General features: G+C 62.4%; 7 protein-coding genes. 1 reads left to right on the top strand and 6 read right to left on the bottom strand.

Annotation, left to right across the window (positions count from 1 at the left end):
* Nucleotides 1–150: 150 nt before the first annotated feature.
* The 5 genes from xdh to DWY05_RS04790 form a co-directional block, all read right to left on the bottom strand.
* Nucleotides 151–2,928, bottom strand: coding sequence for a selenium-dependent xanthine dehydrogenase (gene xdh, locus DWY05_RS04810; protein ID WP_117820819.1), 2,778 nt, complete (start codon nt 2,926–2,928; stop codon nt 151–153).
* A gap of 12 nt (nt 2,929–2,940) precedes the next feature.
* Entirely contained in the window at nt 2,941–3,420 is a 480-nt protein-coding gene (locus DWY05_RS04805) for a 4Fe-4S binding protein (RefSeq protein WP_055252516.1), read from the bottom strand.
* A gap of 11 nt (nt 3,421–3,431) precedes the next feature.
* Nucleotides 3,432–6,431, bottom strand: a complete 3,000-nt coding sequence (ygfK, locus tag DWY05_RS04800; RefSeq protein WP_117820818.1) for a putative selenate reductase subunit YgfK — start codon at nt 6,429–6,431, stop codon at nt 3,432–3,434.
* Nucleotides 6,432–6,579: 148 nt separating this feature from the next.
* A complete protein-coding gene (ssnA, locus tag DWY05_RS04795) occupies nt 6,580–7,935 on the bottom strand; it encodes a putative aminohydrolase SsnA (protein WP_117820817.1) in 1,356 nt (451 codons plus the stop codon).
* 195 nt (nt 7,936–8,130) lie between these two features.
* The gene (locus DWY05_RS04790; protein ID WP_117820816.1) at nt 8,131–9,525 is read right to left on the bottom strand and encodes a uracil-xanthine permease family protein; all 1,395 of its coding nucleotides are present in this window, start codon (nt 9,523–9,525) and stop codon (nt 8,131–8,133) included.
* A 352-nt stretch (nt 9,526–9,877) separates the two neighbouring features.
* Between DWY05_RS04790 and DWY05_RS04785 the strand changes: the two genes are divergently transcribed.
* Nucleotides 9,878–10,534, top strand: a complete 657-nt coding sequence (locus DWY05_RS04785) for a transcriptional regulator (protein ID WP_233503996.1) — start codon at nt 9,878–9,880, stop codon at nt 10,532–10,534.
* A gap of 112 nt (nt 10,535–10,646) precedes the next feature.
* Here DWY05_RS04785 and DWY05_RS04780 read toward each other — a convergent pair whose 3' ends face one another.
* Entirely contained in the window at nt 10,647–11,024 is a 378-nt protein-coding gene (locus tag DWY05_RS04780; protein WP_035137477.1) for a RidA family protein, read from the bottom strand.
* Nucleotides 11,025–11,204: the final 180 nt, after the last annotated feature.

The following is an 11,204-nucleotide window of genomic DNA, read 5'->3' as shown; positions in this document are numbered from 1 at the left end:
GTGGTTTAAAGCTGGCCGCTGCGCGGCCAGCAGACTAAAGTCTTGAAACAAAAGGCCCCGGCTCGTGATGGAGCCGGGGCCAAAGGCGCAGCGTATGTAGTTGATGCTCAGCGCGAACAGCCCATCAGCAATGACTGTCCGCGCCCTAACCTAACCGCGGTGACGAGCGCGGCTGTAGGGCGTATCCACCATGGGCAGATCGGGACGCAGCTTGCCGTCAAACGCGCGGTAGGCGTTCTGCACGGCGGGCGCCGTGGGAATCGTTGCGATCTCGCCGATGCCCTTGCCGCCGTATGCCACAGACAGTAGCTCGTCCTTCTCCACGTAAATGGCGTGGATATCCGGAATCTCGGGCGCACGGAACAGCCCGAGCGTGCCGTACCTTGCCTGGGGTACGCAGTCCTTGAGCGGCCAGTCCTCGGTAAGCGCATAGCCCATACCCATGAGCACGCCGCCTTCGATCTGACCCTGGATGGAGATGGGGTTGACCACCTTGCCGGAATCGTGCGCAGCATAGACCTCGCTCACGCGGCCGTCATCGTCCAAAATGACCACATGCGTGGCAAAGCCGTAGCAGATGTGGCTCTTGGGGTTGGGAACGTCGGCGCCCAGCTTGTCGGTCGGCTCCAGGTACACGTAGCCAAACTCGCATCCTTCGAGCGCCTTGATGGCGGCCGCGGGATCCTGAGGATGCATACCCTGGCCGGCGACGAGCTCCTGCGTGTGCAGCTGATAGGCGCGACCGTCGTCGTACTCGATCTTGACGCCGTCGCCATGCGCGCTCACGGGAGCATCGGGCGCAGGCTTGCCAGCCTCGATACCAACCATGGCATCGCGCAGCAGGAAGGCGGCACCGCGCACGGCCTCGCCGGTCACGACCGTCTGACGCGAGCCAGACGTGGTGCCGGAGTCGGGAGCATTCTCGGTGGAGCACTCGCCGTTGGCGATGCAGCGAAGCGGCAGGCCGCATGCCTCGGCAACGTCCTGCAAAAAGACGGTGTTGCAGCCCTGGCCGATGTCGGACGTAGCGGCATAGACCACGGCCACGCCGTTCTCGACGCGAATCTTGCAGCGACCGGCATCGGGCAGGCCCACGCCCACGCCGGCATTCTTCATGGCGCAAGCGATACCGGCGTGTCCGGGATGCGCGTAGTAGGCATCCTTGACCTCGAGCAGCGTCTCCTTAAGCGCCGTGGAGCAGTCGGCAATCTGGCCGTTGGGCAAAACCTCACCCGGCTCGATGGCATTACGGTAACGAATCTCCCACGGATCAAGGCCGACCTTCTCTGCCAGCAGGTCGATCAGGCTCTCGAGCGCAAACTCGGACTGGCAAACGCCAAAGCCGCGGTACGCGCCGGCGGGCGGGTTGTTGGTGTAGTAGCCAAAGCCGCGAATGTCAGTGTTCTGGTACTTGTAGGGGCCGACGGCATGCGTGCAGGCACGCTCGAGCACCGGGCCGCACAGCGACGCGTAGGCGCCGGTGTCAAAGTTGATCTCGCAGTCCAGACCGGTAAAGTTGCCCTCGGCGTCGCAGCCCAGCGTAAAGGTGCCGTCCATGGCGTGGCGCTTGGGATGGAACGCGAGTGACTCGGCGCGCGTGAGTTTGCACTTCACGGGACGCTGGAACTTATACGCGGCGAGCGCGGCCAGGTGCTGGATGGACACGTCCTCCTTGCCGCCAAAGCCGCCGCCCACGAGCATGGTCTCGACGACCACGCGCTCGGGCTCGTTGTCCCAGCCAAACATGTGGGCACACTCTTTGCGCGTGTCGTAGGCACCCTGGTCGGTCGACTGCACCTTGACGCCGTTCTTGTACGGGAAGGCAACGGCGCACTCGGGCTCCAAGAAGGCATGCTCGGTAAAGGGCGTGGTAAAGCGCTGCGTCACGGTAAACGCGCTCTCGGCCAGCGCCTTGGCGGCGTCGCCGCGCGTCACATGGCGGCTCTGGCACACGTTGTCCTTGAGCTCCACCGTGTTGCCAAAGGCAAAGAAGCTGTCGTGCAGGCGCGGGGCGTCGGCAGCCCTGGCCTCGACAATGTTACGCACGGGCTCCAGCGGCTCGTAATCGATCTTTACGAGCTTCTTGGCCTTCTCGAGTGTCGCTTCGTCCTCGGCAACCACCAGCACGATGGCGTCACCCACGCAGCGGGTGATATCGCCCTGGGCGATCATGACATCCCAGTCCTGGATAAGGTGGCCGACCTGGTTGACCGGCACGTCCTCGGCGCGCAGGATGCCCACCACACCGGGCAGGGCCTCGGCCTTGGAGGTGTCGATGGAGAGCACGCGGGCGCGCGGATACTTGGAGCGCACGGCGCTGGCATAGGTCAGGCCCGGCTGATCGAGCTCGTCGATGTCGTCGGGGTACTTGCCCTCGCCGAGCACCTTCTTGCGCACGTCGATACGGAAGGCGCGCTTGCCCACGCCGTAGTCGTCGCCGCGCTCCAGGTCCTCGTCGATCTGCTTTTCGCCGCGGAGCACCGCAGCCGCCAGCGAGATGCCCTCGATAATCTTTTTGTAGCCGGTGCAGCGGCACACGTTACCGCGAATGGCGTACTTGATCTGCTCCTCGGTGGGCTCGGGATCCTCGGCGATAAGCGCCGCACCCGCCATGACCATGCCGGGAATGCAAAAACCGCACTGCACGGCGCCCACGGCGCCAAAGGCGTACACAAAGGCCTCGCGCACGTCCTGGGGCAGGCCCTCGACGGTCACGATGTTGCGACCGGCGGCAAGAGCAGTGGTCAGAACGCACGCCTTGACGGCCGCACCGTCCACATGGATGGTGCAGGTGCCGCAGGCGCCCTCGGAGCAGCCGTCCTTGGCGGAATGGATGTACAGGTCGTCGCGCAGGTAGCGCAGCAGCGGTTTGTTTTGGGTCGTCGTGTGCTGGACGCCGTTAACGGTAAAAGTGAATTCCTGTGCCATGGTGATTCCCTTCTACACGCCGGCGGCGATGCCGGTGCGGTCGTGGATGGCGCCATGTGGGCAGACGACGGCGCACATGCCGCACGACAGGCAGTCCGCGCCATCGATATGGGCGCAGTTGTCCTCGATGCGGATAGCGCCGGCAGGGCACTTTTTAGCGCACATGCCGCAACCGATGCAGCTCGTGTCGCAGATCTTGCGGGCAATGGCGCCCTTATCGGTGTTGTTGCAGCGCACCAGAATGTTCTGGTAGCCGGGGACGAAGGCGATCACGCGCTGCGGGCACGCCATGCCGCACAGGCCACAGCCCGTGCACTTTGAGCGATCCACGCGGGCAATGCCATCGACCAGCGCAATGGCACCGTGGGGACAGGCCGTGACACAGGCGCCACAGCCAATGCAGCCTTCGCTGCAGCGGGCGTCGCCGCCTGCGGAGGCGCAACCGCTTCCGCAGGCAACGTAGGCCACGTTATGTTGAATGGATTTGGCCATAAGAGACTCGCCTATTTCTTAAGAAGGTACGAATAGTTGTCGCGCACGGCCCTGATGGTCAGGCGGACGGCCTCGGGAAGACCGGTGTTGACGGCATCGACCGAGACGGTGCGGACCGTGCCGGCGACGCGGACCTTAAAGTGGTCCTCGTCCACGGCCAGGAAGCCCTCGTTCTCGGAGTTCTCCATGTCCTGCTCGCTCCAGAACAGGGTGAGCTTGTCCTTGTAGGGACGACCCTCCTGGTAGGGGCAGAACACGGCGCAGTTTCCGCACTCGTTGCACATGCCATCGACGTGGACGACCTGATGCTTGGCCAGGCCCGGCACTTTAATTGCCACGTTGGCGCGGTTGGGGCACACGTCGCAGCAGACCTCGCACACCGAGCCGCAGCCCAGGCAGCGAGTCTTGGTGCAGTTGCGCTTGTCGCGGCACAGCGACCCCTTGCGCTCGTAGCAAGTGTCCTCGCGACCGGTCTGAGCATTCTGGTCGGCGTACTTGTTAAAGTCCACGCCGGCGATGGCACGGGCAACCTCGGCGGCATCGGCGATGGCCTCGACCACGGTGGCAGGACCGCGACGGCAGTCGCCCGCAGCCCAGACGCCCTCGACGCCGGTGGAGGTGGCGGCAAGGCGGCCGCGACGGTCGTGCTCGACGCCCGCGGCGTCGTACAGGCTGGCGTCGATGCCCTCGCCCACGGCGCAGATCACCGTGGTGGCGGGAAGCTCAACAGTCTCGCCCGTGGCGACGGGGCTGCGACGGCCGCTTGCATCCGGCTCGCCAAGCTCCATAACATCGCAGGTCAGCACGGCACCGTTGAGTGCCTTGGGCGCCAGCAGCTCGCAGAACTCAACGCCGTCGGCAAGAGCAAGATCGAGCTCTTCCTCGTCGGCGGGCATCTGCTTCTTGGTGCGGCGATACACCAGGCGCACGTTCTTCACGCCAGCCAGGCGCTTGGCCACGCGGGCCGCGTCCATGGCGGTGTTGCCGGCGCCAATGACCACGACGTCCTCACCCAGCTCGAGCTTCTCGCCCTTCTTGGCGGCCTCGAGGAACTCCAGCACATCGAGCTCGGCACCCTCGCCCAGGCCCGCAGAGCCGGGCATCCAGGCACCGGTGGCCACGACCACGTCGGTAAAGCCCTGGGCCTTGAGCTCGTCGATGGACTCCACGCGGGCGTTGAGCTGAACCTTGGCACCAAAGGCCAGGCAAAGCTCGGCGTCGTGGGAGATATCGTCGCTGGCGATACGGAACTCGGGGATCACGTGACGGACCACGCCGCCGAGAGAATCGCGGGCCTCAAAGATGGTGACGGGCACGCCGGCACGCGTCAGGAAGAACGCCGTCGCCAGGCCGGCCGGGCCGCCGCCGATAACGGCAACGTTGCGCTCGCCGTCGTTTGCGATGGCCTGGGCGCGCAGCTTGGGCAGCACGGCCGTCATGGCCTCGCGGGCGGCCTTGAGCTTGCTGGCGCGAATCTGGGCGCCCTCGGGCTCGTAGAATGCACGCTCGCAGGCACGGCCGCAGGGATGCGGGCAGATGGTGCCGGTAATGAACGGCAGGGCGTTGCGCTCGATGATAATGTTGAGCGCGTCCTCGTAGCGGCCCTCGTCAACAGCCGCCAGATAGGCGGGAATATCCTGCTGGATGGGGCAGCTCGTGCGGCACGGCGTGGTAAAGCAGTCGGAAAGCGGGCTCTTGCCGGCGACCTTGCGGTCGGGCAGCGGGCGTAGCGGCTTCTTGTAGAGCGGGTTGGTGAGCGAATCGGCCTGAATCGCGGTCACGGCATCGAGAGAGACGCCCTCAAACGGCTTGCCGTCCAGATCGGTAAACTCGCCGGCCATCTGGCTAAAGCGCTCGTAGCCACCAGGCTTGAGCACGTCGGTCGCCAGGGTGACAGGCCAAATGCCGGCATCGTACAGGGCGCGGATGTTGTAAACCGTGGCACCGCCGGAGTAGCTGATGCGCAGCTTGCCATCGAACTGCTCGGTAATGCGACGGGCGGCCTCGATGGTCAGCGAGAACAGCGAACGGCCCGACATGTACATCTCGGTGGAGGGCAGCTCGTCCCTGGTCACGTCGACGGGGAACGTGTTGGTCAGCTTGACGCCAAACTCCAGGCCGTGCTCGGCGCACAGGGCAATCAGGCGCTCGAACATGGGCACGGCGTCGGCCCACTGCAGGTCCTCGCGGAAGTGCGTGTCATCGAAGACGATGTAGTCAAAGCCCAGCTCGTTGAGGCGTTGGCGGGCAAACTCATAGCCCAGCAGCGTGGGGTTGCACTTGATGTAGGTGTTGAGGCCCTTCTCGATGATCAAATAGGTCGCGATGCGCTCGATCTCCGCCGGCGGGCAGCCATGCAGCGTGGACTCGGTGATGGAGTTGGAGACGCGCGACGGGATGGACTCGACAAACGCGGCGTCGACATGCTCAAACTTGTCCAGGTTGGCAAGCGCCCACGTGCGGCACTCGTTCCAGACGTCGGAGCCGCTGGCGTCCTTCATGCCCTCGATGTAGGCGTCGACCTTGGGGCTCTTGATGCCCTCGAGGTCATAGCCCACGGACATGTTGAAGACAAAGCCGTCCGGGCTTCCCAGGCCGTACTCGCGAGCGATCAGGTGGCAGGCAAACCATGCCTTCACGTACTCGGCAAAGGCCTGCGGAACCTCGAGCTCGGTCGACCACTCGCAGTTGTAGCACTCGTCCTGCGCCACGATGCAGGGCTTGTTCACACACTTGGAAAGCTCCTCGCCGTCCATAACCTGAACGGTCTTAAGCTCAAAGAAGCGGGAACCGGCCACGTAGGACGCCACGATGTTCTGGGCCAGCTGCGTATTGGGACCGGCGGCCGGGCCAAACGGAGTCTCGATGCGCTCGTCAAAAATGGGAAGCGCACCCTCCTGGTTGGTCGTGACCATCTTGCGCACGCCAAAGATGGCGTCCTGGGTCTTGTGCTCCTCGATGATCCAGTTCATCAGCTGCGAAAACGGGATCGGCCTCATGATGTCGCTCATAATGAGCTCCTCTCTGTAACGCCCGGCGAGACCGCGCGGCGGGCGCAAATACGGTGTAGCGCTAGCACAGCGCCGGCGACCCCGCGGAGGCCGCCTATACGCGCGTCGGATGCGGCGAAACATCCGATGCGCGTGAATCTACTTGTAATTAGTAGGCGCGATCGTTGAGCGTGCTCCAGAGCTTCTTGGACTCAGCCATGGTCCACGCGTTGATCTTATCCTCATCAATCCCAACGAACTCGCGATCCTTGTACAGGACGCGGCCGTTGATGATGGTGGTGCGGCAGTTTTTGCCCATCATGCCAAAGAGCATGTGGCCGTCGATATTCTCCTCGCTCAGCGGCGTAAAGGGCTTGTAGTCCATGACGATGACGTCGGCGGCAGCGCCGGCCTCGAGCACACCGAGCTTGCGATCGAAGTACTTGCTCGCCATCTTGGCGTTGTTCTCGAACAGCATGGTCATGGCCTCGCACCAGCCCACGTTGGGCATGGCGGCGTTGTGGCGCTGGATGATCAGGAAGACCTTGAGGCTCTCGAGCATATCGTGGGTGTAGGCATCGGTGCCCATGCACACGGGGATGCCGCGACGGAAGAACTCGAGCACGGGGGCGCAGCCCACGGCGTTGCCCATATTGGATTCGGGGTTGTTGACGAGCCAGGTGCCGGACTCCTTGACGATATCCATCTCGGCAGGCGTCACGTGGATGCAGTGACCCAGCATGGTGTCGGGACCCAGCAGGTTGTGCTGCAGCAGGCGCTCGACGGGGCTGATGCCGCCGCGGTTGAGGCGGGAATCCCACACGTCGTTCATGCCCTCGCACACGTGGATGTGGAAGCCGGTCAGACCGTTGTTGGCCTCGGCCATCTTGTCCATGGTCTCGTCCGAAAGCGTAAAGGTGGCATGTCCGCCAAACATGGCGGCGATCATGTGGTTGTCGTTATCGCGACGCTCTTTGGCGGCCCACTGGGCAAACTCGGCGTTCTCGGCAATGGCCTGGTCGCATTTTTCCTGGCCGCGGCGATCGGAGACCTCGTAGCACAGGCACGAACGCATGCCCAGCTCCTGAGCTGCATCCTTAATGGTAAAGAGGCTTCCCGGGATCTCGCAGAAGCTCGCATGGTGATCGAAGATCGTGGTGACGCCATCGCGGATGGAGTCAAGAATCGTGGCATAGGCGCTGGCCTTGGTGCCGTCGAGCGTCAGGTTGTCGTCGATCTTCCACCACTGCTGCTCAAGATTCTCCAGGAAGTTGGTGGGGTTGCAGCCCTTAATGGCAAGGCCGCGGGCCAGACCCGAGTAGATGTGGGTGTGGCAGTTGATAAGTCCGGGCATGATGAGGTTGCCCTGGGCGTCGACGTACTCGGCATCCGGGTACTTGACCTTGAGCTCGCACTCGGGACCCACTTCGACAATCGTATCCCCGTCTATGGCGACCGCACCGTTTGGAATGAACGGGGTCTGAACGTTGCGGGTAAAGACGGAACCGTTAGCGATCAGAAGCATGGATGCTCCCTTCAACATCAGGGGCGGGGTTTGACACCTCTGACATGGCGGAGTGCGAAGCGCCGGCCTACACCGGAAACGGGCCCTCTCCCGTCAACGCTTCACCAAAGGGACAAACCCTTTGAAGTGCGGCTTGGCGCCGCATGACGTCGGCGGACGAGGCGATGCGTCCGCCGACGAATAGCACCGAATTGGTTACTTCTTGCTCTCGGGCAAGACCAGATCCACGGCAGCGTCCTTGGCAGCATCGATGTGCTGAGCCACGACCGGCGTCTGCGGAAGGATCAGGTTAAGGACGATGGCCATGATGGCGGTGGGGGTTACGGCATTGGAGCCGATGACGGTGGACACCCAGGCGGGCATACCCTCGCCGGCAAGGCAACCGCTGGCCATCCAGATACCCAGGCCAAAGACGACGGAGGTACCGACGATGGTGGTAGTGCGCTGCGTGAGGCCCTCGCGGGTGAACATGCGCACGCCGTTCATGGTGATGGTGCCAAAGACGCCGACGGTCGCGCCGCCGATGACGGGCTGCGGGATAGCGGAAAGGACGGCAGAAAGTTGCGGGAACAGACCGGCGATGGCAAAGACGGCCGCGATGATCACAAAGACCCACTTGTTGACGACCTTGTTGGAGCAGATGATGCCCACGTTCTGGCCAAGGGCGCTGGTGGGAAGACCGCCCAGCAGGCCACCGACCATAGAGGTGAGGCCCTGGGACACGATAGCGCCGGAGAGCTCGCGCTCGGTGGGCATACGGTCGATGGAGCCCAGGCAGGCGGCGGAAACGTCACCGATAACCTGGATGGCAACCATGGGGAACACGACGGCGAGGGTAATGCAGACCTCGGGATCAAACTCGAGCGCGTAGGGCATAACCTTGGGAAGGGCGAAGACCTGAGCGGTGGCGACGCTGGAGAAGTCGATCATGCCAAAGGGGATCGAAACGATCATGCCAACGATCATGCCAAAGAACACGGATCCCAGCTTGAGCGTGCCCTTGCCAAAGTTGGCGAGCGCAAAGACCACGGCGAAGGTGATAAGAGCGACGCACCATGCCTGCGGGGTGCCCCACAGCGGCGTACCCATACCGCCAGCCATATACTTGACGGCCGTGGGATACAGCGAAACGCCAATGGAGAAGATGACCGTACCGGTCACGACGGGCGGGAACAGCCACTTAATCTTGCTGTAGGCCAAACCAAAGAGGACCGCGACGGCACCGCCGACAATCTCGCCGCCCAGCAGCGCGCCAAAGCTAAAGCCCGAGGCACCCATGGCCTGCAGGGCCGGCAGGAACGCGAACGAAACGCCCATGACGATGGGCAGGCCGCCGCCGATGCGACGGAAGGGAGCGAAGGCCTGAAGGGCCGTGTCGATTGCCGAAAGAATGAGCGCGACCTGAATGATGTCGGTGCTCTGCTGGCTATTAAAGCCGTAGACGCCGGCCATGATGACCGCCGGGGTAATGATGCCGGCAAACGATGCCAGTACGTGCTGAAGGGCACACGGGATCATTTCCTTAACGGGCGGCATGCCCTCGCGAGTGAACAGGGCTTCAGTGCCGTTCGTAACCGTCTCCTGGGCCATTTGACCACCAATCCTCGAAGTAGTTGTTTTCGCATCTAACGCTCTATTGTGACGCAGTGCGGGGTTGAGGTTGTGCCTTCATTGCATATCGTATTAAAGATGATTCTCATTCTCAATAATAATTTTTTGTTATCAGACTATTCTTCAGCTGAAATAACGCATTTCCGCAGGTCAAGAAAGTGTCTGGTCAAAATAACATCTAACTTTTCTTTTGGTCAACCGTTTACCGCTAAATTCCTACCGTTCGTCTGTATTACGCAATGTACCTGCGGATATACGAGATGATGGGCAGCGTGTTACCATGAGAAAAAATTGTTATGAACATTTCCGATTTCACCCAAAGGAGTTGCCCGTGAACGAGACCGTACGTCGCTTTTTGCCGATGGTCGATTTTCTGGAGCAGATACTCGGCAAAAACAGCGAAATCGTGCTGCACGATTTCTCGGATCCCGACCACGCCATCGTCGATATTCGCAACGGCATCGTGAGCGGCCGTAAGGTCGGCGGTCCTGCCACCAATCTGGCGCTCAAGATCATGCACGACCCCAAGTATTGCGACCTGCCGTTTATTACGGGCTACGAGGGGCGTGGTGCCGGCGGCAAGACGTTGGAGTCAGCGACGTACTTTATCCGCGAGAGTGACGAGATCGTCGGTATGCTCTGCGTCAACACCGACCTCTCGACCGTGCGCTCCATCAACGCCATGGCGCAGCAGCTCATGGCGTGCTTCGACGCGGCGCCGACGCGCACGGAGCCCGCCCCTATCGAGGTCGAAAGCCTTTCGGAGTCCACACAGGAGCTCATCGACCGCAGTATTTCCGAGTTGCTCGAAAGTCGCGGGTTGGATGTGGCGTCGCTTGGCCAGAGCGACCGCGTGGACGTCATTCGCCACCTCAACGGCAACGGGGTGTTCATGCTCAAGGGCGCCGTGGCCTGCGCCGCCACCGCGCTGGGCATCTCGGAGCCCAGCGTCTACCGCTACCTGCAAAAAGTTCGCAAGGAGGGCTAACGAGCAAAATGGAGCGCGGCTCCACAAGCGATCCGTCACTTGACAAAAGACCCTGCAGCTCGCACGCGCTGCAGGGTCTTTTTGCATGTCATGTTTAGTTGTGGCCAACGCCTTAGAGAGCGGCGACGACCTCGATCTCGACCAGACCGCCGGCCGGAAGGGCGGCAACCTGGAAAGCGCTGCGCGCGGGGAACGGGGCCTCGAACTTGGAGGCGTAGATCTCGTTCACGGCAGCGAAGTCGGCAATGTCGGCCAGGTAGACCGTGGTCTTGACGACATCGGCAAAGGTGGCGCCGGCAGCGGTCAGCAGGGCCTCGACGTTAGCAAGGGACTGCTTAGCCTGGGCCTCGACGCCCTCAGGCATCTTGCCGGTTGCGGGGTCGATGCCCAGCTGGCCGGACAGGAACACCATGTTGCCGGTCTGGATGCCGGGGGAATACGGGCCGATGGCTGCAGGTGCGTTATCGGAAGACACGACGGTCTTGCTCATGTTTATCTCCTTACGATCAGTTGAGAAAGCGTGAGCGCGGCGTTCACACCGGGAGGCACAGTTCGGTCTGAACACCGCGCTTGATTGGGATAGTAGGGGATGATTTTGCGCGGTGCAAGATAATTATCAGACTGCGAGAATATTTTATTGCCCAACGGCGCCTGTCGGCCGCTGAACGGC

Origin of the sequence: Collinsella sp. AF23-4AC, from assembly GCF_003462685.1 — a bacterium.
Lineage (GTDB): Bacteria > Actinomycetota > Coriobacteriia > Coriobacteriales > Coriobacteriaceae > Collinsella.
Note: the sequence above shows the minus strand (reverse complement) of the source record. Positions and strands in the feature narration are given on the sequence as shown.

What these genes read in the sequence shown, in the direction of transcription:
- DWY05_RS04780 (WP_035137477.1), bottom strand. Translation starts at nt 11,024, where the DNA reads ATGAGCAAGACCGTCGTGTCTTCCGATAACGCACCTGCAGCCATCGGC.
- ygfK (WP_117820818.1), bottom strand. Translation starts at nt 6,431, where the DNA reads ATGAGCGACATCATGAGGCCGATCCCGTTTTCGCAGCTGATGAACTGG.
- DWY05_RS04790 (WP_117820816.1), bottom strand. Translation starts at nt 9,525, where the DNA reads ATGGCCCAGGAGACGGTTACGAACGGCACTGAAGCCCTGTTCACTCGC.
- ssnA (WP_117820817.1), bottom strand. Translation starts at nt 7,935, where the DNA reads ATGCTTCTGATCGCTAACGGTTCCGTCTTTACCCGCAACGTTCAGACC.
- DWY05_RS04805 (WP_055252516.1), bottom strand. Translation starts at nt 3,420, where the DNA reads ATGGCCAAATCCATTCAACATAACGTGGCCTACGTTGCCTGCGGAAGC.
- xdh (WP_117820819.1), bottom strand. Translation starts at nt 2,928, where the DNA reads ATGGCACAGGAATTCACTTTTACCGTTAACGGCGTCCAGCACACGACG.